The 24,433-nt window shown below is 40.6% G+C and carries 21 protein-coding genes and 1 pseudogene; 11 read left to right on the forward strand and 11 right to left on the reverse strand.

Features of this window, described 5'->3' with window-relative positions; genetic code table 11:
• The 3 genes from M2R48_RS07885 to M2R48_RS07895 all read right to left on the reverse strand — a co-directional run.
• The coding region (locus M2R48_RS07885) for an NAD(P)/FAD-dependent oxidoreductase (RefSeq protein WP_262085698.1) at window positions 1-360 on the reverse strand (360 nt) is incomplete at its 3' end.
• Between the two features lie 172 nt (window positions 361-532).
• Complete coding sequence (locus M2R48_RS07890; protein ID WP_262085699.1) at window positions 533-1,783, reverse strand: MFS transporter; 1,251 nt, start codon at window positions 1,781-1,783, stop codon at window positions 533-535.
• 61 nt (window positions 1,784-1,844) lie between these two features.
• A complete protein-coding gene (locus M2R48_RS07895; RefSeq protein ID WP_262085700.1) occupies window positions 1,845-2,996 on the reverse strand; it encodes an acyl-CoA dehydrogenase family protein in 1,152 nt (383 codons plus the stop codon).
• A 329-nt stretch (window positions 2,997-3,325) separates the two neighbouring features.
• Here M2R48_RS07895 and M2R48_RS07900 point away from each other — a divergent pair, with 329 nt between their 5' ends.
• Window positions 3,326-4,543, forward strand: a complete 1,218-nt coding sequence (locus M2R48_RS07900) for a CaiB/BaiF CoA transferase family protein (protein WP_004721468.1) — start codon at window positions 3,326-3,328, stop codon at window positions 4,541-4,543.
• A 190-nt stretch (window positions 4,544-4,733) separates the two neighbouring features.
• Window positions 4,734-5,579: an IclR family transcriptional regulator gene (locus M2R48_RS07905; RefSeq protein WP_004721467.1), complete on the forward strand. Its 846-nt coding sequence runs from the start codon at window positions 4,734-4,736 to the stop codon at window positions 5,577-5,579.
• A gap of 82 nt (window positions 5,580-5,661) precedes the next feature.
• On the opposite strand, the pseudogene M2R48_RS07910 reads toward M2R48_RS07905, so the two are convergent.
• A pseudogene (locus M2R48_RS07910) lies at window positions 5,662-5,801 on the reverse strand (enoyl-CoA hydratase); the annotation flags it as partial.
• 50 nt (window positions 5,802-5,851) lie between these two features.
• Between M2R48_RS07910 and M2R48_RS07915 the strand changes: the two are divergent.
• Entirely contained in the window at window positions 5,852-6,823 is a 972-nt protein-coding gene (locus tag M2R48_RS07915; RefSeq protein ID WP_262085701.1) for an NAD(P)H-dependent flavin oxidoreductase, read from the forward strand.
• A 63-nt stretch (window positions 6,824-6,886) separates the two neighbouring features.
• Here M2R48_RS07915 and M2R48_RS07920 read toward each other — a convergent pair whose 3' ends face one another.
• From M2R48_RS07920 to M2R48_RS07945, 6 genes are all read right to left on the reverse strand, one after another.
• Window positions 6,887-8,062 (reverse strand): MFS transporter, encoded by a 1,176-nt coding sequence (locus M2R48_RS07920; protein ID WP_262085702.1) that lies wholly within the window; start codon window positions 8,060-8,062, stop codon window positions 6,887-6,889.
• Between the two features lie 89 nt (window positions 8,063-8,151).
• The gene (locus M2R48_RS07925) at window positions 8,152-8,994 is read right to left on the reverse strand and encodes an IclR family transcriptional regulator (RefSeq protein ID WP_004721464.1); all 843 of its coding nucleotides are present in this window, start codon (window positions 8,992-8,994) and stop codon (window positions 8,152-8,154) included.
• A 121-nt stretch (window positions 8,995-9,115) separates the two neighbouring features.
• Window positions 9,116-10,321 carry a 3-oxoadipyl-CoA thiolase gene (locus M2R48_RS07930; RefSeq protein ID WP_262085703.1) on the reverse strand — a complete coding sequence of 402 codons (1,206 nt, stop codon included), beginning with the start codon at window positions 10,319-10,321 and terminating at the stop codon, window positions 9,116-9,118.
• Window positions 10,322-10,335: 14 nt separating this feature from the next.
• Complete coding sequence (locus M2R48_RS07935; protein ID WP_262085704.1) at window positions 10,336-11,859, reverse strand: 3-hydroxyacyl-CoA dehydrogenase; 1,524 nt, start codon at window positions 11,857-11,859, stop codon at window positions 10,336-10,338.
• An 88-nt stretch (window positions 11,860-11,947) separates the two neighbouring features.
• The gene (locus M2R48_RS07940; protein ID WP_262085705.1) at window positions 11,948-12,709 is read right to left on the reverse strand and encodes an SDR family oxidoreductase; all 762 of its coding nucleotides are present in this window, start codon (window positions 12,707-12,709) and stop codon (window positions 11,948-11,950) included.
• A gap of 29 nt (window positions 12,710-12,738) precedes the next feature.
• Entirely contained in the window at window positions 12,739-13,527 is a 789-nt protein-coding gene (locus M2R48_RS07945) for an enoyl-CoA hydratase (RefSeq protein WP_262085706.1), read from the reverse strand.
• Between the two features lie 312 nt (window positions 13,528-13,839).
• Between M2R48_RS07945 and M2R48_RS07950 the strand changes: the two genes are divergently transcribed.
• Genes M2R48_RS07950 through M2R48_RS07975 form a run of 6 tightly spaced genes read left to right on the forward strand, consistent with a single transcriptional unit; the run spans window position 13,840 to window position 20,301 of the window.
• Complete coding sequence (locus M2R48_RS07950; RefSeq protein WP_004721459.1) at window positions 13,840-14,994, forward strand: acyl-CoA dehydrogenase family protein; 1,155 nt, start codon at window positions 13,840-13,842, stop codon at window positions 14,992-14,994.
• A 57-nt stretch (window positions 14,995-15,051) separates the two neighbouring features.
• Window positions 15,052-16,347 (forward strand): MFS transporter, encoded by a 1,296-nt coding sequence (locus M2R48_RS07955; RefSeq protein WP_016539715.1) that lies wholly within the window; start codon window positions 15,052-15,054, stop codon window positions 16,345-16,347.
• A 47-nt stretch (window positions 16,348-16,394) separates the two neighbouring features.
• The gene (locus M2R48_RS07960; protein ID WP_004721455.1) at window positions 16,395-17,063 is read left to right on the forward strand and encodes a 3-oxoacid CoA-transferase subunit A; all 669 of its coding nucleotides are present in this window, start codon (window positions 16,395-16,397) and stop codon (window positions 17,061-17,063) included.
• Window positions 17,063-17,716, forward strand: a complete 654-nt coding sequence (locus M2R48_RS07965; protein ID WP_004820535.1) for a 3-oxoacid CoA-transferase subunit B — start codon at window positions 17,063-17,065, stop codon at window positions 17,714-17,716. Before M2R48_RS07960 ends, M2R48_RS07965 begins: the two co-directional genes overlap by 1 nt.
• Before the next feature lie 41 nt (window positions 17,717-17,757).
• Window positions 17,758-19,074, forward strand: coding sequence for an outer membrane trimeric porin-like protein DcaP (gene dcaP / locus M2R48_RS07970; protein ID WP_004721452.1), 1,317 nt, complete (start codon window positions 17,758-17,760; stop codon window positions 19,072-19,074).
• An 18-nt stretch (window positions 19,075-19,092) separates the two neighbouring features.
• Window positions 19,093-20,301, forward strand: a complete 1,209-nt coding sequence (locus tag M2R48_RS07975; protein ID WP_262085707.1) for an MFS transporter — start codon at window positions 19,093-19,095, stop codon at window positions 20,299-20,301.
• Window positions 20,302-20,651: 350 nt separating this feature from the next.
• On the opposite strand, the gene M2R48_RS07980 is transcribed toward M2R48_RS07975, so the two are convergent.
• Window positions 20,652-21,086: a PaaI family thioesterase gene (locus M2R48_RS07980; RefSeq protein ID WP_262085708.1), complete on the reverse strand. Its 435-nt coding sequence runs from the start codon at window positions 21,084-21,086 to the stop codon at window positions 20,652-20,654.
• 341 nt (window positions 21,087-21,427) lie between these two features.
• On the opposite strand from M2R48_RS07980, the gene M2R48_RS07985 reads away from it, so the two are divergent.
• Both M2R48_RS07985 and paaG read left to right on the forward strand, forming a co-directional pair.
• The gene (locus M2R48_RS07985; protein WP_262085709.1) at window positions 21,428-23,230 is read left to right on the forward strand and encodes an acyl-CoA dehydrogenase C-terminal domain-containing protein; all 1,803 of its coding nucleotides are present in this window, start codon (window positions 21,428-21,430) and stop codon (window positions 23,228-23,230) included.
• 40 nt (window positions 23,231-23,270) lie between these two features.
• Window positions 23,271-24,059, forward strand: a complete 789-nt coding sequence (gene paaG / locus M2R48_RS07990) for a 2-(1,2-epoxy-1,2-dihydrophenyl)acetyl-CoA isomerase PaaG (protein ID WP_262085710.1) — start codon at window positions 23,271-23,273, stop codon at window positions 24,057-24,059.
• Window positions 24,060-24,433 lie beyond the last annotated feature (374 nt).

Here is a 24,433-nt window from a genome sequence, read left to right on the forward strand (position 1 = left end):
TGAAATAACATAGTTACCATCATTGTGCATGGTTTTAGGAACCATCCAATGTGGTGCTTCTTGTGACTTTTCAGCAGACATGAGGAAATAAGTTTTGTCCTCAGTCACAGGTACATTTAAAGGTGCACCTTGTTCTTTCCATTCAGGGAAAAGTTCATTGATTGCACGAGGTTCAAGTACAGCACCAGAAAGGATATGCGCACCAACTTCAGAGCCTTTTTCAACCACACAGACGGAAAGGTCTGGAAGATTGTTTTCAAGCGCTAATTGACGAATTTTAATCGCAGCAGAAAGACCCGCAGGGCCTGCGCCTACGATCACTACGTCAAACTCCATTGACTCTCGTTGTAAATCTTTCATAAAAAGAAATCCTATTTCGCTTAGCGGTATTTTAATTTATTGGGGTAAAAATATCAAATAAAAAGCCTCAAAAAAGGACTGTTTGATGAACAAATTCAAAATGGTATCGACAAAAAAGCCAGCTAGATTTAGCTGGCTTTAAAATGGGATAACTGATTTTACAAGGTTACTTTTACGATTTTTGCGGATCGTAGAGTTTTTCCTTGATGAAGAGGGCAGGAATAACACCGCAAATTAAATAAGCACCCCCCATCACCACAAAACCTAAACCAATAGAACCACCCGATGCCAAGTAGCCAATCGTTGCAGGCGCAAGTGCTGCACCAAGACGCCCCACGTTATAGGCACCACCAATCGCTGTACCACGAATCGCTGTCGGGAAACTTTCCGTCATATAGGTGGCATTTACACCATAAGGAATACCGTATAAAAATCCGAAAGCGATCAGTAAATATAAAATGTTGCTGGGTGAGTTATAAAAAACAATCAGTGGTAGAAAAATAGCAGTCCCAATCGCACCAAAGGCATAAGTAAAGCGACGACCAAGTTTATCAGCCATCATCCCCGCAAGGACTTTACCGAGGATCATGGCGGTATAGGTACCGACCATATATGCGGTCATTTCCTTAAACTTCATGCCTAATTCACTTTCTAGATATGAAGGCATCCAGTTATTTACCCCATAATAACCAAATTGCAAGAAGCCTGCTGTGAGCGCCCACAAGATAAACATATTGCGATTTCGTTTATCTTTAAAAATCAGTTTAAATGCTGAAGTTTCCTCAGAATTTTTATCACGTGTTGGTTGTTGTAAACGAGACTGTTGCCATGCGAGTGGTTCTGGTACCAAAAGATGCATTAAAACAGCAATCAACACCGGTACAATGGCAACATAAAACAGCATACGCCAGCCATGATCTGGAATAATCCATCCAGCGAGTAGCGTTGCAACAATATAGCCAACCGTCCAACCTGCTTGTAAGGTACCCAATACCGTTGTACGGTAACGTGTAGGTACATATTCCGCCATCAAGGTATTGCAGGCAATATAAAGCGAGCCTAGTCCGAGAGAAGCAAAAAAGCGTAATAGACCAAATTCAAGAAAACTTTGGGTAAAGCCTAGTCCACATGTAAGTAGTGAGAAGGTGAGAATAGAAATAACCACGATCCGTACTCGACCAAATTTGTCACATGCCCATCCCCCAAATATCCCACCAACAGCCATACCCGCCAAGGTAAAACTACCCAGCATACCTGCCTGAACGGAACTTAAACCAAAATCTGCCTTAATACTGTTGAGACTATAAGACAGCAGCATCAGATCGGCACCATCCACCAACAAGGCTAAAAATGCAAAAATAAATGCAATTTTCCAAGTATGAGGCTGTATTGAAGAGAGATGTGTATTGTAGTTTGTCGCCATAATCCATTACCTACATTTGATTTACAGCACTTCAAATCGTTTTAAAGTGCCTGAAAATTAATTAAGACGCAGCACGAATCATATTTCGCGCAATAATCATTTGTTGAATTTGGGTGGTGCCTTCATAGAGACGGAATAAACGTACATCTCGGTAAAAACGTTCAATGGCATATTCACTGATATAGCCAGAGCCACCATGAATCTGTACGCAGCGATCGGCCACGCGACCACACATTTCAGTGGCAAACATTTTTGCGCATGATGCTTCTGTGCTGACGTTGTGCCCAGCATCACGTTGTCTTGCCGCATCTAAAACCATACATTGCGCTGCATAAATTTCTGCTTTGGAGTCAGCAAGCATGGCTTGAATCAGTTGGAATTCAGCAATCGCTTGTCCAAATTGCTTACGCTCAAGGGCGAACTTTAAAGTATCGTCTAACATACGTATGGCAGCACCGACACTGATTGCGGCGATATGCAAACGACCTTTATCCAAGACTTTCATTGCGGTTTTAAATCCGACACCTTCGACACCGCCAATTAGTGCTGAGACAGGAACCCGACAGTTTTCAAAAATCACATCACAGGTATGGGCACCTTTTTGCCCCATTTTTTTATCTGTTTTACCTAGAGAGATTCCTGCGGTTTTGCGATCTACGATAAAAGCAGAAATTCCACCAGCACCTTTAATGTCTGGATTGGTTCGTGCCATCACGGTAAATACCCCTGCATGAGGTGCATTGGTAATAAAGCGTTTGGTGCCATTTAAAATATAAAATTCACCTTCTTTTACAGCACTGGTTTTTAAAGAGGCAGCATCTGAACCTGCATCTGGTTCAGTTAAGCAAAAAGAACTGATCACTTCGCCACGTGCTAAACGGGGTAAGAAAAATGATTTTTGAGTTTCGGTACCATCAATAATCAGACCACTCGAACCGATTCCATTATTGGTGCCGATCAGTGAACGAAAGGCAGGCGAAGTACGTCCAAGTTCAAAAGCGATAGACACCTCTTCTTCCATGGTCAAGCCAAGACCTTCATATTCTTCTGGAATCGTCAGTCCAAACAAACCTAAAGCTTTCATTTGCTCAATGATGGCTTGAGGGATTTGATCTGTTTCTGCGACTTCATTCTCATGAGGAATGAGGACACCATCTACAAACTGTCGAATCATATCTACCAGTTGTTTGAGTGTTTCCTGATCTCGAATCATAGTCTTGTCCTTTGTACAACATGTTGAAAACATCGAGCTGATGTTGCTAAAACCCTGCATATTGATGCGATAGTAATCAAAGGATCAGTAGAAAACAATATATTTTGAAAATTAATTTCGCAATGCGGTATATTGTGCTTGTTTTTCAGTTGGCTAATTATTTGATTTAATTAATCTATATTTGTTGAATAAAAATCATCACTTTTGATGAAAAAATTAAGTTTTATTTTTAAAGTTTTTTGTGTATATTAAAAATATATATCGCTATGCGAAATTTATATTAAATAAATTTTCCTGTAGGAAATTAATCAAAGGTTAGTGGAATAAACATGGGTGCTTTAAATGGAATTCGTGTACTTGACTTAAGTCGAGTACTGGCTGGACCGTGGTGTGGACAGATTCTTGCCGATTTAGGCGCAGAAGTGATTAAGGTTGAAAGACCGAAACTAGGTGATGATACGCGTTCTTGGGGACCACCTTGGATGAAAGATGACGCTGGACAGGAGACACGAGAAGCCGCTTATTATCAGTCGACCAATCGTAATAAACTTTCTGTTGCAATTGATATTGCAAATCCTGAAGGGCAGGCGCTCATCAAAGCACTTATTCAAGATACCGATGTGGTCATTGAAAACTACAAAGCTGGTTCTTTGAAAAAATATGGCTTGGATTATGCTTCTTTATCAGAAATTAATCCTAAACTGGTTTATTGCTCGATTACGGGTTTTGGTCAAAATGGACCGAGAGCAGAAGAACCTGGCTATGATTTTATCATTCAAGGAATGGGTGGACTCATGTCCATCACGGGTGAAAAAGATGATTTACCCGGTGGTGGTCCGCAAAAAGTAGGTGTCGCATTTTCAGACTTATCAACGGGATTATATTCAACCATTGCCATACAAGCGGCTTTGCTCAATCGTCATATGACGGGTTTAGGGCAACATATAGATATGGCTTTACTTGATGTGCAAATTGCCACAATGGCAAATCAAGGAATGAATTATCTTTCATCTGGAAAAGTGCCGGTACGTTATGGCAATGCACATGCCAATATTGTGCCTTATCAATTATTTAAAGCCGCAGATCGAGAGTTTATCATTGCTTGTGGTAATGACACCCAGTTTATTCAACTGTGCAGAAGTATTGGTTTGCCAGAGTTACCCAATGATGTTCGATTTACCCGTAATGCAGATCGTGTTAAGCATCGTGATGAAGTAATAGAAATTTTATCAAAGCATTTTTTAAGCAAGACTGCCGATGAGTGGGTGAGTGCAATTTATGCTGCTAAAGTGCCTGTTGGTGTGATTAATAATCTAGAGCAAGCTTTTAATGAACCTCAAGTAATTGCGCGAGAGATGCTGGTAGAAATGCAACATCCTCAACGTGAAAAACTTACTGTGGTCGGTTCCCCGATTAAGCTTTCACGTACACCTGTAGAGTATAGAAATGCGCCTCCTTTATTAGGCGAACATACTCAAACAATCTTAGGTCGTATTATCTCTCCAGCAAAACTTGATGAGTTAAAAGCCAAAGGCGTGATAGGATAGTTTTTAAATAGATGATGTGAGCAGTCTAAAGCCATTTTTTTCAATAAAATAAGCAAATTTAGACTTTTCACATCGAGATGGATGCATCGTTTTATTTTCAAAGTGAATCAGATGATTGCTTTTTGCTATTTATAGAAAAAATAGATTATAATTTTCGCAGTGCGAAACAAATATGTGAATTGGTATAACCATGAATGATGCCGTAGATGCAGAACAAACAGAAAAATTATTAGCGCCTTTGAGGCATGAGTTATTGCATCCGATTGAAGATATGCAAGATGAAAATGATCGTCAATTTATTACAGCTTTAGGACGTGGTTTAGAACTCTTACGTTGCTTTACCCCAAAACATCAGCATTTGGGTAATCAAGAGTTATCACAAATGACGGGTTTGCCTAAACCGACCATTACCCGTTTAACGCACACATTGTCACGTTTGGGCTATATCAAGCAGGTCCCAAATTCAAGCAAATTTCAACTTTCAGTTGGGGTTTTGGCGTTTGGTTACTCCATGCTTTCTAATGTGTCTATCCGTAATATTGCACATCCCTATATGAAAAACTTAGCGGATTATGCGGGTGCTGCTGTGGCAATGGCAACGCGTGATCGTCTAAATATGATTTATTTGGATGTGGTACAAGGCAAGGGCAATATGACCATGCGTCGTCAAGTCGGTACTTATTTACCGATTCATTTAAGTTCAATGGGACGTGCATGTCTGGCTGCAATGCCTGAAGATGAAAGAGAGTTTTTACTTGATGCAATCCGTAGCAAACATAAAGACGATTGGATCAAGATTAACCGTGATTTAGATAAGGCATTTAAAGATTATCAAGATTTTGGTTATTGTTTTTCAATTGGTGAATGGCATAAAGATGTCAATTCAGTGGCAGTCCCCTTGATTCATGAACAACATGGTCTACTGGTATTTAACTGCGGCGGACCAAGCTTTATTATGAACCGCGAAAAACTTGAAGAGGATATTGCACCGCGTCTTCTCCACATGGTGAATAATATTCGTACTGAAATTAGCTAATTTTATTGCTTTAAAACTGAAAGGCCAGCAACGATCTACATTGTTGGCCTTTTTAATAAGATGCATGTTAATAAGATGCATGTTAAATAGTTTGCTTACGAAAAATAGGTGCTGTTTTTTCATCAATGCACTCAGTGCTTGTTTAAATTCGTCACCTTGCAAACAAAGTGAGAATACAGTGGACTCATGATCGATCAGATTTAATAAATTATCGACAAGCATAGGATGCTAAGAAATGAGCCTCAAAATATAAAATAGTGAGTGGAAAGAATATGAAAACCAAAATTACAGAATTATTTGAAATTGAACATCCGATTATTCAAGGCGGTATGCATTATGTCGGTTTTGCCGAGCTGGCTGCTGCAGTTTCAAATGCGGGTGGGTTAGGCATTATTACCGGTTTAACCCAGCGAACACCTGAAAATCTAGCAAAAGAAATTGCCCGATGTCGAGAAATGACCGATAAGCCTTTTGGTGTCAATCTAACTTTCTTACCCACAGTCAATACACCTGATTATCCGGGTTTTGTCGAGGCAATTATTAAGGGTGGGGTAAAAGTTGTAGAAACAGCAGGCCGTAATCCTGAACAGGTCATGCCTTATTTAAAGGCTGCTGGAATTAAAGTAATTCATAAATGCACTTCGGTTCGGCATAGTCTAAAAGCTCAAAAAATTGGATGTGATGCTGTTTCTGTCGATGGTTTTGAGTGTGGTGGGCACCCCGGTGAAGATGATGTACCGAATATGATTTTATTGCCTTTAGCTGCCGATACCTTAGAAATTCCATTTGTTGCATCAGGTGGTATGGCTGATGGACGCTCACTTGCTGCCGCTTTAGCCATGGGGGCGGATGGCATTAATATGGGAACACGTTTTATTGTAACTCAAGAAGCGCCAGTGCATGCAAATGTAAAACAGGCGATCCTGAATGCTACGGAAAGAGATACCCGTTTAATTATGCGTGCTTTACATAATACTGAGCGTGTTATGAATAATGCGGCTGTAGAAAAAATTGTAGCCAAAGAAAAAGCACTTGGAGACCAGATTAAATTTGAAGATATCATTGAAGAAGTTGCAGGTGTTTATCCTAAAGTGATGATCGATGGTGATGTCAATGCTGGGGCGTGGTCATGTGGTTTGGTTGCCAGTCTGATCCATGACATTCCGACATGTGATGAACTGGTCAACCGTATTGTAAAAGATGCAGAAGACATTATTCGTGGACGTTTATTCGGGCTTTTATAAACATCTATTTGAGTTCAGCTTTATCTCGATGATAAAAGACTGCTTTTAAAGATCAGCACAACACTATGAATTGTGCTGATTTTTAGCATCTGCAAGACAATAATATAGACACAGCAGGGCAAAAACTAAGCCCAAGATACATACACCTGTCCAGCCAAAATGTTTCCATGCATAGCTTCCACTCGTGGTCCCTAAAGCACCGCCAGCGAAATAACCTGTCATATAGATAGCATTGAAACGTGAACGCAATTGTTGGTTAAGCTTAAAGACAATACTCTGATTGGTGACATGAACAGCCGAGAGCGAAGCATAAAGGATAAGTAAGGCAATGATATAAAAGATAAAATGATAAGAGAGCAATAAAAACAATAGCCAACTTAAAATCAGACCGATACCACAACATATCGAAATTTTATGAATATAGCCTTGATCAATAAATTTACCTGAAAAATTGGCAACGAATGTCCCTAAAACACCGACAAACCCAAATAAGCCAATCGTAAAATCACTGAAAAAATAAGGCGCAGGAGCTAAGAGTAAAGACATGGTGGTAAAGGTTAAGCTTACACAGGCAAAGGTTAATCCACCAATATAGGTTCTGATTCTTAGGCGACGATTTTGAATAAAGATTTGCGGCAGTGAGTGAATTGTTTTGAGATAATTTTCAGATTTGGTTGGAGGAAATAAGCCAATATTACGGTACAAAATAATCGCAATGAGTAATAATAAAAAACCGCTGAGTAGATAAATAACATTCCAAGCAAAAAGCGTCGACATCATCCCTGATAATGAGCGTGCCAATAAGACACCCATCATTAACCCACTCAGTAAAAAACCAACAACACGACCACTATGTTGAATTGGAACCAGACTGGCAGCCAGTGGTAACAACAGTTGGGCTGAACTAGAAAATAATCCTGTAATGATGGTACCGAGCATTAACAGATAAATATTGTGGGAAAAACCACTAATAATTAGCCCAATTGAGGCAAGCAGCATAAATATAAATAACAACTTACGCTTTTCAAGAATATCCCCTAAAGGCATTAAAAATAGCAGACCTGCTGCATAGGTGATTTGCGCTAAAGTAGGCACCCATGCTGTGGTGGTATCTGCTAAATTTAAACTTAGACTAATGGAATGAATCAGTGGTTGGCTAAAATAATTACCACCAGTACAGATGCCTGCTGCAACTGCCATTAAAATAATGGTTGGGGTATAGAGAGTGTTTTTCATCATGCCTATGGTTTGTCATTATGAAATCGGAACTTTTAATCCACACAACCATGTATCTGCTGATTTTAAGCATCTGATTTTAATCATCGTTGTTAAGGCGTTTCACTCAAAGCATCTTGAATGTTGTGCACCATATGGATTAAACGGGGTCCAATTTCACCTTCAAGTTTTTCAGGGTTTAAATGAAAACTTGGTGCACCGCAGTTAAACACATAAAGACCATGTTTGGAGCTGACTAAAGGTACAGCAACAGAGTTTACTTCTTTATGCCATTCACCTAAAGAAAGGCAATATCCGTAATCTTGATAATCTCGGAAAGCTCGTTCTAAAGAACGTTTAATTGCAGGCCAGTTTTCAGCATTTTTTTGTTTAAGCGCATCCAGTAAAAAGTTACGCTCACGTTCAGGTGTAGCCGCCAAGCAAGCTCGACCCATGGAACTGCTGTGAATGGGTAGGGTTGAGCCGATGGGACGGCGCATATTTAAAGCAGTTTCGATCTGAACTACGTCGATATAGACCATGTTTAAACGGTCACGGGTTGCCATAGCAACAGGTGCTTGTACATATTGGCTCATTTCTTCCATATAGCGATGTGCAATATTACGGATAGAAATATTGGACAAGGCTGCATAGCCTAAAGATAAAACACCGATATCCAAAGTATATTTGGTGGAATTAGGTAATTGTTTTAAATAGCCTAATGACACTAAGGTATTGGTTATCCGCGCAATGGTAGGTTTTGGTAAACCCGTCATTTTTGCCAGTTCTTGGTTGCCCAAGACTTGATTGTTGGCAGAAAAACAACGTAATAGCTCTAAACCACGTGCTAAAGAAGCGATAAATTGGGGGTTATTTTCCCGATGAATATGTGAAATAGGATCAAGACGTATCTCATCAAAATTTATAGGTTGTTCAGTTTCTGAATTCTGAGACATTCAATACTCAAATATAATAAAGCAACAGTTTGGCTATTATATTTCGCTCTGCAAAATAAATCCATTCATCACTGCGCTGTTGTGATGAATGGATACTCGGTTAGTGATTAAACAGTCAATGTTATGACACGTTTTCAATCACCATGGCTAAGCCTTGTCCTACGCCAATACATAAGCTAACGACAGCATATTTCTTATTGCGGCGGATCAGCTCACGCGAAACTGTCAGTGCAAGACGTGCACCAGAAGCCCCAAGTGGGTGGCCAATGGCAATTGCACCACCATTTGGGTTGACACGCGGATCATTAAAATCAACATCTAAACCTTTTAAGCAAGATAATACTTGTGAAGCAAAAGCTTCATTGATTTCAATGATATCCATATCATCTAAAGTTAGCCCTGCACGTGCAATGGCTTTTTTGATTGCTTCGATTGGGCCAGCACCCATAATACGGGGTTCAATACCTGCTGCCGCTGCTGACAAGATTTTTGCCATTGGCTTTAAGCCATATTTTTGTCCCGCTGCTTCGGAACCGATGAGTAGTGCAGCAGCACCATCGTTAATACCCGATGCATTTCCAGCAGTGACGACACCACCTTCAAATAATGGTTTTAATTTGGTTAAGGCTTCAACCGTTGAGCTTGGGCGAGGGTGCTCATCTTCAGAAACCAGTTTTGGCGGTAACTTTTTGCCTTGAAAGACTTCAATTGGGGTAATTTCACCAGTAAAAAAGCCATCTTGTTTAGCTGTTTGATACTTTGCCTGTGATTGAGCTGCAAATAAATCTGCCTGTTCACGGGTAATGCCAAACTCAACTGCGACATTGTCACCAGTTTCAGGCATTGAGTGACCACCGTATTGCGCAATCAGCTTTTTGTTTGGAAAGCGTGAGCCAATTGTGGTGTCGTAAATTTTGGCCTCACGACTATAGGCAGATTCAGCTTTACCCATCACAAATGGAGCACGTGACATGCTTTCTACACCACCCGCAATATATAAATCGCCTTCGCCACAGGTAATGGCACGTGCAGAGTCAATCACAGCACCCAAACCACTTGCACATAAACGGTTTACAGTTTGGCCGGGAACAGTCACAGGTAAGCCCGCGATTAATAGGGCATTTCTGGCAACGTTACGGCTATCTTCACCACCTTGGTTGGTATCACCCAAAATAACATCTTCAATCGCTGCGCCTGGAACCCCAGTTTTTTCAAGGAGCTTTTGTAAAACTGCCGCAGCTAAATCATCTGGACGTACTGAAGCAAGCTCACCTGCATGACGACCAATTGGGCTACGTAAACCATCATAAATATAGGCATTTAACATTGAGAAGTTCCTTTTCAAAATCCAGAATTAAAAGTAAGTGGTAAATTTAATGCGACACGACGTTGTAACCATGGGCTAGGACGATAGCGTGGGTCATAGGTCAATGTTGAGATACGATTGAGAATGAGTAAGATTTTTTGGCTACCGATATGATCCCCCCATTCAATAGGGCCAAAGGGATAGCCTAAACCTAAACGGACTGCGGCATTGATATCATCGACACTGGCAATATTTTGTTGTGCAATATCACAGCCTAAATTAATCACCATGGCTAAAACACGTTGTGCCACGAAGCCAATACTTTCAGCAATCATGCTGACCATAGCACCATCTAAATTAAACATAGAGTGGGCTGCTTGACGATACTCCGTGCTTGTCGCCAGTGACGGCATTAACGTTCTATGTTTATTTATGCCATATAGCATATCTATGGCAACAGCTTGTTGTGGATTGACTTTTAAACGTGTCGCTGCTTGGGTGGTATCTTCACCATAGCAAGCGAGTAAACATAAACTCTCAGGTAGTGGTTTTAGACCTGTATCTAAGACAATATTTTGCTGGATTAAATAATCTTCCAGTTGTTGTTTATCTTCAGCAAAATCAGCTGCAATCCAAACTTTTGGATAGTTGGTTAAACGCTCAACAAACTGTGCAGGTTTTTCACCTGTTTTTGTGCCTGTTTCATAGTGGTAAAAGCCTTGATTGACTTTACGCCCAAGTTGTTTGGCTTCAAGCATTTGTTTGGTCAATGGATTGGGCTTGTAACGGGCTTCTTCATAGTATTGATGATAAATCGACTCCATTACAGGATGTGATACATCCAGTCCTGTTAAATCCATGAGTTCGAATGGTCCCATTCTAAAACCAACACCATCTCTTAAAATGCGGTCAATTTCACTGATGTCACAGACGTTTTCATTTAAGATTTTTAACGCTTCGGTGCCATAGGCGCGCCCCGCATGATTAATAATAAATCCTGGGGTATCTTTGGCAACAACAGGTCGATGACCAAATGCACGTGATAGCTCATTTAATGCAGCTACAATACGTGGATCCGTTTTTAATCCTTGGATCACTTCCACAACTTTCATCAGGGGTACCGGATTAAAAAAATGGAAACCGACTACACGTTGTGGTTTTTTACAGTTTGCTGCAATGGCTGTGATTGAAAGCGATGAAGTATTTGAGGCTAAAATAGTGGTGTCTGAAACGATTTCTTCGAGTTGTTGCATCAACGCTTGTTTGATATCTAAGCGCTCAACAATCGCTTCCACAATCAAGTCACAGGCTTTTAAATCTTCAAGTTGCGCGGCAACGATCAAATGTTTGTTGGCATTTTCCGCCTGTTCAGCGCTGATTTTATTTTTATCGACCAGCTTTTGAAATGTTGCTGCCAGCTTTTCTTTGGCCTGTAGCGCAGCACCTTCTTTGGTGTCATATAAATAAGTGGTATGACCTGATTGTGCGGCAATTTGAGCAATACCGCTGCCCATAATACCAACACCAATTACAGCCATGCTTTGAATATCATAAGTCATGTCGATCATCCTGATAACTGATCCAGATTAAACGAAAAATTAGAGATGGAAAAAATAGAAACGAAAGAAACCAGTACAGTTTGGTGGGTTAACTCAGACATTGTTTGTCACCATCAATCGGTAAAATTTGTCCAGAAATAGAGCAACCGCTTTCCGAGGCTAAAAATATACACAAATCGGCAATATGCTTTGGATTGACAAAATATTTGAGCGATTGATTTTTAAGTGCATTTTGCGTAACGGCATCCAAGGATGTTTGCGCGACATCTGCACGCGCTTGTAACACCCGTTGAACTCGTTCCCCATCCACTGCACCTGGAAGTATGGCATTGACTCGAATATTGTCTGCACCGAGTTCCATTGACAATGTTTTGGTAAAACCAATTAATCCCCATTTAGAGGTCGCGTAAGCCAAACGATATGGATAGCCCAAACGTCCAGCGATCGATGACATATTGATAATGACACCTGCTTCCGACTGTTTTAAAAAGGGAATGGCGAGTTGGGTGATAGCAAAGGTACTATTTAAATTAAGGTTTAATACCGCACTCCAATCGGCAAAACTCAATTCTTCTGCTGCGATGGTTGGGCCAGAAATCCCTGTATTATTGACCAGAACATCAATATGCCCCAGTTTGTTGATGGCATCACTAAACATAGATTTGATTTCATCATGGTTAGATAAATCACATGCATAAATATGTAGTGCAGGATAGGCCTTTTGGAATTGCGCTAAGCTTTCTGCATTGATATCACAAACGAAAACTTCATCGTGATGCGCTAAGAATGCTTCTGCAATACATCGTCCAATTCCTGAACCGCCTGCACTAATCAATACTTTTCTAGCCATTTCTATTCCATTGTTGTTATCGATTAAACTTATTTGCCTTGATATGAAGGTTTACGCTTTTCAATAAACGCTTGAATGCCTTCATTTTTATCTTCGGTCGAAAACAACAATTGAAATGATTTACGCTCCAATGCCAAACCTGCATTTAATGGAACATCTTCGCTCATTAATGCAACTTCTTTGATTTGTTGTAAGGCAATCGGTGGCATTTTTGCCAGATTTTGCGCCATTTGAATAGCGGTTGAGATAGTCTGGTCATCTTCAGTAACTTGGGAAACCAGTCCAATGCTATATGCTTCTTCTGCTTTGACCATTACACCCGTCATGATCATACGCATCGCGTGGAATTTACCCACTGCACGGAAGAGACGTTGGGTTCCACCAGCACCAGGCATTAAACCGACTTTAATTTCAGGTTGACCAAAAGTTGCGCCTTTACCCGCAATAATAATGTCGCTATGCATGGCAAGTTCACAACCGCCACCCAGTGCATAACCATTTACAGCAGCAATCACGGGTTTAGGGCATTGCGCAATAGCATTCCAATAACGTTCTGTATGACGTAGCAACATTTCTGTGGAGGTTGCGCTTGCCATTTCTTTTAAGTCTGCCCCTGCGGCAAAAACTTCTTCACCACCTGTAAGCACAATGGCATTGATCTGGTCATTAAAACTTAACTCAGTAAACACTTGAGCCAGTTGCTGACGTACCTGCGTATTTAAGGCATTTTTAGCCTCTGGACGATTAATCTTCACGATCGCTACTTTCTGAACAGAATAGTCTACTTCAATGAAACTGTTCCCTGTTATTTCACTCATTTTTTGATTCCTTGTTTCGCAGATCAAAACTATATTTCTTTAATAATGCGTGTTTTGAAATTTATTTCAAGTAGTTTTTATTCATCTTGACACTTTATCGTCTGCAAATTTTTCTAAGTGATTGATATTTAATATTGGTAGAGTATAAAATTTCGCTTAATGAAATTAATTTTCAAAAAAGCTTGAAATTTGTGTTTTTAATCTCGTACTATGAAACACATTCGCAGTAAACAAGATTTAAAACAGGGTATCCATTACCCAGCTGGAATAGCTGATGGGTGCAATGAAGCTACAAAAGAAGGGAGATCATAGATGATCCGTGATGAAGGAATGTTGCAACAGTTGCTCACAACAATTCGTGACTTTGTAAAAAATGAATTGATTCCACGTGAGCATGAGGTTGCCGAGCAGGACAAAATTCCTGAGGATATCGTGCAACAAATGCGTGAGTTAGGTTTGTTTGGGTTAACCATTCCAGAAGAATATGGTGGATTGGGAATTACCATGGAAGAGGAGGTGAATGTTGCATTTGAACTTGGACAAACTTCACCAGCATTCCGTTCACTGATTGGTACCAACAATGGTATTGGTTCAAGTGCGATTTTGATTGATGGCACAGAAGAACAAAAACAAAAATATCTTCCTCGTTATGCCAGCGGTGAAATTATTGGTTCATTTTGTTTAACCGAACCTGAGGCTGGTTCAGATGCCGCCTCTTTAAAAACCAGTGCGGTCAAAGATGGTGATTTTTACGTTTTAAACGGCACTAAACGCTTTATTACCAATGCACCACATGCTGCTACTTTTACCGTGATGGCACGGACCAATCCTGATATTAAAGGTGCAAGCGGTATTTCTGCATTTTTAGTTGAAGCCAATACGCCTGGGATTAGTTTGGGGAAAATCGATCAAAAGATGGGACAAAAGGGTTCTCATACTTGTGATGTGATTTTTGAAAACTGCCGCGTTCCAGCATCAGCACTGATTGGTGGGATTGAAGGTATTGGTTTTAAAACAGCCATGAAGGTTTTAGATAAAGGTCGTTTACATATTGGTGCATATAGCGTCGGTGTGGCTGAACGGATGTTAAATGACGCACTTCACTATGCCATTGAGCGTAAACAATTTGGTCAGCCGATTGCTAATTTTCAATTGATCCAAGCCATGCTTGCAGACTCAAAAGCTGAGATTTACGCGGCAAAATGTATGGTGCTCGATGCTGCGCGTCGCCGTGATAATGGTGAAAACATTAGTACAGAAGCATCTTGTTCAAAAATGTTTGCCACTGAAATGTGTGGTCGGGTCGCAGATCGTTGCGTACAAATTCACGGTGGTGCTGGTTATATCAGTGAATATGCCATTGAACGTTTTTATCGTGATGTGCGTTTGTTCCGTTTATATGAAGGAACCACGCAAGTTCAACAATTGATTATCGCAAAAAACATGATTAGGGACGCTACAGCCTAATAACAATTAGATGCCATGAGGCAGGGGATGCCTCATATTCCTTCTGAGGATATGGACATGACAACGGAAACAGTTACACAAAATAATAGTGGTAATAATGGGGCTGGAGAGGTGATTCAGACACCCAAAAAGATTTGGATTACGGCCTTTATCTTTGCATTTTTTACTTTGCTTTGTGATGGCGCAGATTTGGGCTTTTTAGCGTTAAGTTTGACCAGTTTAAAGGCTGAGTTTCATCTGAGCGGTGTACAAGCAGGAACTTTGGGCAGTTTGACACTGTTAGGTTCCGCCGTGGGTGGTTTAGTCGGTGGATGGGCTTGTGATCGCTTTGGCCGAGTACGCGTGATTGTATTCTTTATTGCTTTTTCTTCTGTTCTGACCTGTGCATTGGGTTTTACCCATTCATATATGCAATTTGCGATTTTAAGAACAGTCGGTGCAATGGGCTTAGGCGCACTTTATATTGCCTGTAATATTTTAATGTCTGAAATGGTGCCGACCAAACATCGTTCTACAGTGTTGGCAACACTGATGACGGGCTATACCTTGGGGTCTTTACTTGCGACTTTATTGGCAGGTCATATTATTCCTGAACATGGCTGGCGTTTCCTGTATTGGCTTGCAATTACCCCGATTATTTTATCAGTACTGATGCATTTTATCGTACCTGAGCCTGAGTCATGGAAAAAAGCACGCCAATTAAAAGTCATTGCAACGCCACAAAATGCACAGCCTGTTAAACGTCAGAATCCGTATTGGGAAATTTTGAAAGATAAGAAACATGGCACCATGTTTGTGCTGTGGATTTTGAGTACCGGTGCTTTGCAATTTGGTTATTACGGTGTGAGTAACTGGCTGCCGGCTTATTTGGAATCTGATCTAGGAATTAAGTTTAAAGAAATGGCGATGTATATGGTCGGCACTTTCTTAATCATGATGTTTGCCAAAATTATTGCTGGGATTATTGCGGATAAATTGGGTCGCCGCGCTGTATTTGCATTCGGCACAATTGGCACAGCTCTATTTATTCCCGTGATTGTTTACCTTAACACGCCTGCCAATATTTTATGGCTCATGCTGTTCTTTGGTTTTCTATATGGCATACCGTATGCAATCAATGCCACGTATATGACTGAAAGTTTTCCAACCTCAATTCGAGGCTCGGCGGTTGGCGGTGCATATAACATCGGTAAAGTGCTTTCAATTTTCTCTCCATTAACCATCGGTTATTTATCACAACATGGTTCGATTGGTTTAGGACTGTTGGTGATGGCTGGAGCGTACTTTATATGCGGTGTAATTCCACTGTTATTTATTAAAGACCGACTATTTAACCCGCAAAAGGCAGAGTGACAATTTGACCTGTCACGTCAATTTAAGGATGAAAAGGGACAAGCGAAATGATAAATAAAATCACCAGTGACATTGAACCGATTTTAAAGGCAATTCCTGATGGTGCAACCATCATGACCAGTGGTTTTGGCGTGACAGGTCAGCCTGCGGAATTGATTGAAGCCTTAATCGATTTAGGTAAAAAAGAGCTGACCATTGTCAATAACAATGCTGCCTCTGGTGATCGTGGTTTGACCAAGCTGATCATTGCAGGTTGTGTCAGAAAAATGATCAGTTCATTTCCAAAGTCAGCAGGTTCGACTGTATTTCAAGACTTATATCGTGCAGGAAAGATTGAATTAGAACTGGTTCCACAGGGCAACTTAGCCTGTCGTATTCAAGCGGCAGGTGCAGGTCTAGGTGCAATATTTACACCGACAGGCTATGGCACAAAAGTCGCAGAAGGCAAAGAAACCAGAACCATTAATGGTCGAAACTATGTACTTGAGTATCCACTTGAAGCTGACTTTGCTTTGATTTATGCAGATCAAGCCGATCGTTGGGGGAATTTGACCTATCGTAAGGCAGCACGGAACTTTGGCCCGATTATGGCAAAAGCGGCAAAAACAACCATTGTTCAAGTGAATCATACGGTAGATCTAGGAAGCCTTGATCCTGAGTGCATTATCACCCCTGGGATTTTTGTACAGCATGTTGTCAAAGTAGGAGATATCTAATGTCAGTTCAAAAACGTTCTCGTGAAGATATCGCTCAGTTGATTGCTCAGGATATTCCCGAAGGAGCTTATGTCAATTTAGGTATTGGTTTACCCACCAACGTTGCGAAGTATTTACCTCAAGACAAAGAAATCTTTCTGCACTCAGAAAATGGGGTTTTGGCCTTTGGCCCACCACCCAAAGCAGGTGAAGAAGATGAGGACTTGGTCAATGCTGGAAAGGAGTTAGTCACTTTACTGGATGGTGGTTGCTTTATGCATCACGGGGATTCATTTGACATTATGCGTGGTGGGCATCTGGATATCTGTGTGATTGGTGCTTTTCAGGTCGCAGTGAATGGCGATTTAGCCAATTGGCATACTGGCAAAGCTGATGATGTCCCCGCTGTAGGTGGTGCAATGGATTTAGCGGTGGGAGCCAAGTCAATTTATGTCTATATGGAGCATGTCACCAAAAAGGGCGAAGCTAAAATTGTCGATGTACTGAGTTATCCCATTACAGGGGAGCAGTGTGTAGATCGAATTTATACCGATTTATGCATTATTGAATTAAAAGATCACAAAGCCTATGTCACTGAAATGGTTTCGGGACTGAGTTTTGATGAATTACAGGCAGTAACGGGCTGCCCGTTGATAGATGCACGAGACGCTTAGTTTATAAGCGTAGGAAAAAAAGCTTCTTTAAGGATTAAAAGATGAAAAAATTAATTTTAGCTACAGCTTGCGCTGTGGCTTCAGGGACTATTTTTGCAAATTCGCCAGTGACAGCAGAACAACGGATTAATCTGTTAGAGACAGAGCTGCAAAAACTCAAAGCAGAACTCGAAGCTCAAAAGCTGTCACAAAATAATTTGCAGGTCAAACAAGCAAAAATTGAAGAAAATGTAGAAAAAAATAAAGCACTTGAAACCGCGAAACCAATAGCGCCTTCATGGGTGACTTGGACAGACAATGTTAAAGTCTATGGAATTGCCCGACTTGATGCTGCAGTTGATTTTAAGTCCTCACCAGATTCGGGAGGAAGAACCACCAATAGCTTAAACCGTACTCCGTTTGAAAGTGACAAACGTTCCGATCATGCCCGCTCAGATGCCATGATCAATGCCAGTCGAATCGGGGTGTATTTCAACAGTCCAGATAAGGCTGTAACAGGGAATATTGAAGCCGATTTTTTTGACAGTGCCAACATGGGTACAGGCGATGGTAAATTCCGTATTCGTCATGCTTTCTTTACTTATAAAGATTGGACTTTCGGTCAAACCTGGTCTTTGATGTCCAATATGGAAACACGAACAGAGTCCGTCGATTATACTCAGTTTATGGGAACCTCTTATACCCGTACACCTCAAGTGCGCTATGACTGGAAGATAAATGGTAAGAGTGATTTAAAAGTTGCGTTGGAATACACTGGATCTCGGGTTTCAGCATTCCCGACATTGACAGGTCGATATACGGTAAAAGAAGGTGCCTTAACGGCTTTGGCTCAAGGTTTTGTCAATGAAAAATCAGTAGATGTTGCGAAAGATACGGTTAAAAAGGTCAGTTGGGGCGCGGGTGCTGGTTTAAAATACCAACTAAGCCCAGCACAATCTGTACAGGCGAATTATCAATATATTGTGGGTGATCAAAAATTCATGCCATATACCACACAAACTGGCCTGACAAATGCAACCAGCTTAAATGCAGCAGGTGATTTTTCGTTAAATGCGCAAAAAACAGATTTAGAGATGAATAAACTCAATAGCTTAAATATTGGCTATTCATATAAGTTTAATCCGCAATGGCGTGCAAATTTATCTGCATCGATTTTTGATTTTGATGATGATTCAGCCTATGCAAAACTCAATCCTGACGCAAACAAGCGTTTAACGGATTATGCTGCCAATCTGTTTTATTCACCTGCTGAGCAAATTGATATTGGTATGGAATATCATCAAGGTAAGCGTGAAGTGTTTGATGGAAGAACAGCAGATGTCTCTCGCATTAACTTTGTGTCGATGTACAAATTCTAAAATAAGGTGAGCTGCGCAATGGAAAAAATAGTTCAACCTGACACAATGCATATCTTGTCAAAAAGCTTTATTTTCATCATGGCAATGGCATGTGGAATTTGTGCAGGTTCGAACTATTATAACCAGCCTTTGATTTATTCTATTGCAGAAGCTTTACAGGTCAATGCAGAGCAAGTCGCTTTAACAATTGTAATCGGTCAACTCTCTTATGCAGTTGGTCTGTTTATCTTGGTGCCGCTCGGTGATTTTTTTGAAAAGCGTAGCTATATTTGTCTGTTAATGTGCTGCACAGGTTTTGCCCAGATCGGACTTTCTTTAAGTCAAAGTTTGCCTGTATTGTATGGTTTTACCTTTTTAGCCACCTTCTTTTCGATTACGACACAAGTCTTGGTGCCATTTGCTGCTGGTTTGGCGAGCCCTCAAAAAAGCCCGCAAATTGTCGGAACACTGATGAGTGGCTTGTTTTTAGGCATTCTCTTGGCAAGATCAATCGCAGGCTTACTTTCGACCGTTTGGTCATGGCATGCGGTGTATTTACTCAGTGGTATTGTGATTTTAGCTTTTGCAGTAGTGATGTGGCTTAAATTACCCGTTGCTCGAAAATCTCATCAATTAACAGTGCTGCAAATTTATCGTTCATTGTTTACATTGGCCGTTGATCAGCCACATTTAATTCGCCGTGGTCTGGCAGGTGGGATCGGCTTCGGTATATTGGCGTTGATCTTTACCACCATGACTTTTATTCTTGCCAATGCGCCTTATCACTTCAATGATTTCCAAATTGGTTTATTTGGCATAGTTGGTTTGGCGGGTGTGTTTGCAACCCCTTGGGCGGGAAAACAAATTGCCAAAGGATTGGAAAATAAAGTTGCACTGATTTGTATGTGGTTATTGGTACTGGCATGGATTCCACTGTTTTTTGCCCAACAGTCTTTGCTGGCTTATGCAGGAGGTGTGATTTTGGCTTATTTTGGTTTATCGGCCTTTCATGTACTTAACCAAAATCTGGTCTATCGAATTTCAGCACAAGCACGTTCTCGAATTAATTCTATTTATATGACATTGTATTTTGGTGGTGCTGCGTTGGGTTCTTTGGTTGCGGTCTACACGTGGAAACATTGGGGATGGAGTGTCTGTGTGGCTGTGGGTTTAGCCATGGCAATTCTAAGTTTTATAATTGACCGAATAGATTTTTATGTCATGAAGAAAACAGTGATAAAAGAATAGGGGCTGTTGACAATTCGTCTATGTTTGCGACTACGTGTGTTTTTTAGGCGATACTAGGCGCGAAATACGAAATTTAGTCATTCTAAATAATGAGAAACATCGTTTCGCAAGGTAACACGTAGCGGCAAAAAACACACTAGTCCCCCGCTGCGCCTTGCGCTGCAAACAAAGCAGTGCTTTGTTCTTGCTCAGGGTTGTGGCTAAAATTATCTCAGCCTTCGTTATGAAACTCGAAAATAGTCTCGCTATTCTCTTCGTTTCCTGTCTTGCCTGCTCAATTTTAGCCTACAACGCAAGCCATTTATGAAGTGTCAACAGACCCTAAGCCGCAAAAGGGCTTAGTCTTTTTATTATTTTCGTATGATCATCAGTGTTGCCGTCGCAAACGCATAAATTTTGCCATTTTCATCCACAATTTTACCTTCTGTGGTAATGATATTACGTCCAGCATTAATCAGTTCAGCTTGTGCGTAGTAGGTGGTATCGATTTGCATTGGGCGAATCATTTTCACATTGAGATCAATCGTGCCATAACCCATGCCATGTTCCAGCAAGGTATGTGCTGCACTTCCCGTTGCAGTATCTAAAGCAGTCGCACAAAAACCGCCATGGATTGTTCCTTGTATATTTCGATGCGCTTGACTTGGCGTAACCTTATACGTCGCTTTGCCTTTAGAAACTTCGATTAACTGCATAGGAATGGTTTGCGCCATGGGTGACGCTGAAATTTCACCATTTTTTAAAGCAGTTAAGAATTCAAGACCTGTGTATTGAGGGTTATCCATAAATCATCCTTGGAGTGTTAAGCGATCTAATTACCATACTATAAAATTTAATTTTACGAAATAATATTTTGCTATACAAAATTATTTTTTAATCAAATATTATACTTGAATTTTTATTTATTTAAATATTATTGTTCAAATACAGCTTGTTGTATCGGTTTGTCATATTTTTGGTGGTATTTTTGGTGGTATTTTTGAATAAATTTATCTAATGAGAATGAAAATAAATTTTGCAATAAGAAATTTATTTGATATTTTTAAGCAATCGTAAAATAAAATTGTCATCTAAGGGAAATCATCTCTATCTGCATCATCGGCAGAAGAACTGAAAGGGAAACACTATGCCTTTATACAAAGCACCACTGCGTGATATGCAATTTGTATTGCATGAAATGCTGCAAACAGAAGAAAACTACCAAAAACTACCCAAATATCAGGAAACGGTCAGTCGTGAATTGATCAATCAATATTTAGATGCCGCAGCAGACTTTTGTGAAAATGAGCTTGCACCCATCAATCAAAATGGTGATCAGGAAGGTTGTCATTTAAATCAGGGGGTTGTTACAACCCCAGCGGGATTTAAACAGGCTTATCATAAATATACTGAATTGGGTTTTACCTCACTGACGGCGGATCCTGAGTATGGCGGTCAAGGTCTACCTACTTTATTGCGTATTGCAATCTCAGAAATGCTGTGTGGTTCTAACTGGGCTTGGGCAATGTATCCAGGTTTATCGCATGGCGCAATGCGCACCATTGAACATCATGGTACAGCAGTACAGAAACAACAATTTTTAAGCAAACTGATTAGTGGCGTGTGGACAGGGACAATGTGTCTAACTGAATCACATGCAGGTTCAGATTTAGGTTTGATCCGCACTAAGGCCGAACCAAACCCAGATGGAAGTTATGCAATTACCGGCGAGAAAATTTTCATTTCTGCTGGGGAACATGACCTTTCAGAGAATATTATTCATATTGTTTTAGCCCGACTACCGCAAGCACCAGCGGGGACCAAAGGGATTTCACTGTTTATCGTGCCTAAATTTAACCTCGATGATGCAGGTGATTGCCAAGATCGTAATAAGGTTATCTGTAGTGCGATTGAACATAAGATGGGGATTCATGGCAATGCAACCTGTGTTTTAAATTTTGATGGGGCCAAGGGCTATTTAATTGGTCCTGAAAACCGTGGGCTAAATTGTATGTTTACCTTTATGAACACAGCACGTATTGGAACAGCTGTACAAGGGTTAGCGGCTACGGAGATTTCATTTCAAGGTGCATTGAGTTATGCCAAAGAACGTTTGGCGATGCGTGCTTTATCAGGCGCAAAATATCCAGATAAAAATGCTGATCCGATTATTGTGCATCCAGCTGTGCGTTCGATGTTAATGACGCAAAAAGCCTTTTCTGAAGGTGGACGAGCGTTGGCATATTTTCTAGCTCAGCATGTTGATATTGTTGAAACATCCAATGATCCTGAACAACAGAAAATCTCAGATGAATTGTTAGCATTTTTAACCCCAATTGCTAAAGCTTTTTTAACTGAATCAGGCAATGAAGCTGCAAAACACGGCGTACAAATTTTTGGTGGGCATGGATTTATTGTTGAACATGGCATGGAGCAAATTGTTCGTGATGCCCGTATCTCAACCTTGTATGAGGGAACCACAGAGATTCAGTCTTTAGATTTGCTGGCACGTAAGGTGCTCAAGTCGGATGGCAAACTATTAAAGAATATGACTGATTTAATAGAACAGTTTATTACAGCCAACCAATCAAATACCGTATTGGCAGCTTATCTGGAAAAACTGACGGAACTCAAGCAACAGTGGTTATCAATTACAGACAGTGTTGCCAAAAAAGCACAGCAAAACCCAGAAGAAATTGGCGCTGTTTCAGTTGATTATCTGTATTTCTCTAGCTATGTCGTGTTTGCTTATCTTTGGGCACGTATGGCGCAAGTAGCAGATGAAAAGTTAAGCCAAGCAACACAGGACGAAAAATTTTATCAGGCTAAATTAACCACAGCGAAATTTTTCTTTCAAAAATTATTACATCGTACCCAAAGTCATGCGGCTGCTATTGCATCAGGTGCTGAAGCGGTAATGGAATTAGAACAAGATGACTTTGCTTTTTAAGCTGGGTCAGGCTGTTTTTTATTTAAATGAGTAAAAATAAATGGATTTTCAACATATTTTGATTCGTCAGGAAAATCGGGTGGGCTATTTAACCTTAAATCGTCCCGAGGTGCTGAATAGTTTTAATGAGCAAATGCATCGTGAAATTGCTGCAATTTTAGACCTGTGGGCGGTTTCTACTGAGATTAAAGCCATTGTAATCTCTGGTTCAGGTAAGGGCTTCTGTGCGGGTCAGGATTTAAGAACGAGAAATAAAGAGGTGATAAGTGCAGCTGATTATGATGCAGGTGCTGCCTTAGAAAAATTTTATAATCCGTTAGTCGTTAAAATTTCCAATATGGCTAAACCTGTTGTGGCTGCGGTCAATGGCGTAGCGGCTGGTGCTGGTGCGAACTTGGCTTTGGCTTGCGATATTGTTGTGGCCAAGCAATCTGCTACGTTTATACAGTCTTTTTGCAAAGTCGGTTTAATCCCAGATGCAGGTGGGACGTGGAATTTACCACATCTGGTGGGGCTTGCCCGAGCCAAAGGTTTGACTATGTTCGGGGATAAGCTATCTGCTCAGAAAGCCTTGAGTTGGGGGCTTATTTGGGAGGTCTATGAAGATGATGCTTTTGATCAGGGCGTGATTGAATTGGCAGAACGTTTGGCAGAGCAACCAAGCAGTTCGATTTCGCTAATTAAAAAAGCCTTAAATACTGCTTCGCAAAATACTTTGGCTGAACAGTTACAGTTGGAACGAGAGTTACAGCGTATTGCTGGACAATCAGACAATTATAAAGAGGGTGTTGCCGCTTTTATTGAAAAAAGGAAAGCTAATTTTAATTAATCAAATCTATACCTAATCATGTTTAACCAGTAAAAATTAACAAAAAAAGCACTCTCTTTGGAGAGTGCTTTACAATAAGTAATAAGAGGGTCTGTTTACAATTCTTCTATGCTTGCGACTACGTGTTTTTTAGGCGATTTTAGGCGCGAAATACGAAATTTAGTCATTCTAAATGATGAGAAACACTGTTTCGCAAGGTAACACGAAGCGACAAAAAACACGCTAGTCCCCCCGCTGCGCCTTGCGCTGCAAACAAAGTAGTGCTTTGTTCTTGCTCAGGGTTGTGGTTAAAATTATCTCAGCCTGCGTTATGAAACTTGAAAATAGTCTCGCTATTCTCTTCATTTCATGCCTTGCCTGCTCAATTTTAACCT

This window comes from Acinetobacter sp. I-MWF, from assembly GCF_025433935.1.
GTDB lineage: Bacteria > Pseudomonadota > Gammaproteobacteria > Pseudomonadales > Moraxellaceae > Acinetobacter > Acinetobacter guillouiae.

Coding starts and splice junctions, on each gene's coding strand:
- M2R48_RS07945 (WP_262085706.1), bottom strand. CDS start 13,527: ATGAGTGAAATAACAGGGAACAGTTTCATTGAAGTAGACTATTCTGTT.
- M2R48_RS07895 (WP_262085700.1), bottom strand. CDS start 2,996: ATGATTCGAGATCAGGAAACACTCAAACAACTGGTAGATATGATTCGA.
- M2R48_RS07925 (WP_004721464.1), bottom strand. CDS start 8,994: ATGTCTCAGAATTCAGAAACTGAACAACCTATAAATTTTGATGAGATA.
- M2R48_RS07935 (WP_262085704.1), bottom strand. CDS start 11,859: ATGACTTATGATATTCAAAGCATGGCTGTAATTGGTGTTGGTATTATG.
- M2R48_RS07900 (WP_004721468.1), top strand. CDS start 3,326: ATGGGTGCTTTAAATGGAATTCGTGTACTTGACTTAAGTCGAGTACTG.
- M2R48_RS07940 (WP_262085705.1), bottom strand. CDS start 12,709: ATGGCTAGAAAAGTATTGATTAGTGCAGGCGGTTCAGGAATTGGACGA.
- M2R48_RS07955 (WP_016539715.1), top strand. CDS start 15,052: ATGACAACGGAAACAGTTACACAAAATAATAGTGGTAATAATGGGGCT.
- paaG (WP_262085710.1), top strand. CDS start 23,271: ATGGATTTTCAACATATTTTGATTCGTCAGGAAAATCGGGTGGGCTAT.
- M2R48_RS07960 (WP_004721455.1), top strand. CDS start 16,395: ATGATAAATAAAATCACCAGTGACATTGAACCGATTTTAAAGGCAATT.
- M2R48_RS07975 (WP_262085707.1), top strand. CDS start 19,093: ATGGAAAAAATAGTTCAACCTGACACAATGCATATCTTGTCAAAAAGC.
- dcaP (WP_004721452.1), top strand. CDS start 17,758: ATGAAAAAATTAATTTTAGCTACAGCTTGCGCTGTGGCTTCAGGGACT.
- M2R48_RS07915 (WP_262085701.1), top strand. CDS start 5,852: ATGAAAACCAAAATTACAGAATTATTTGAAATTGAACATCCGATTATT.
- M2R48_RS07985 (WP_262085709.1), top strand. CDS start 21,428: ATGCCTTTATACAAAGCACCACTGCGTGATATGCAATTTGTATTGCAT.
- M2R48_RS07890 (WP_262085699.1), bottom strand. CDS start 1,783: ATGGCGACAAACTACAATACACATCTCTCTTCAATACAGCCTCATACT.
- M2R48_RS07930 (WP_262085703.1), bottom strand. CDS start 10,321: ATGTTAAATGCCTATATTTATGATGGTTTACGTAGCCCAATTGGTCGT.
- M2R48_RS07980 (WP_262085708.1), bottom strand. CDS start 21,086: ATGGATAACCCTCAATACACAGGTCTTGAATTCTTAACTGCTTTAAAA.
- M2R48_RS07965 (WP_004820535.1), top strand. CDS start 17,063: ATGTCAGTTCAAAAACGTTCTCGTGAAGATATCGCTCAGTTGATTGCT.
- M2R48_RS07920 (WP_262085702.1), bottom strand. CDS start 8,062: ATGATGAAAAACACTCTCTATACCCCAACCATTATTTTAATGGCAGTT.
- M2R48_RS07950 (WP_004721459.1), top strand. CDS start 13,840: ATGATCCGTGATGAAGGAATGTTGCAACAGTTGCTCACAACAATTCGT.
- M2R48_RS07905 (WP_004721467.1), top strand. CDS start 4,734: ATGAATGATGCCGTAGATGCAGAACAAACAGAAAAATTATTAGCGCCT.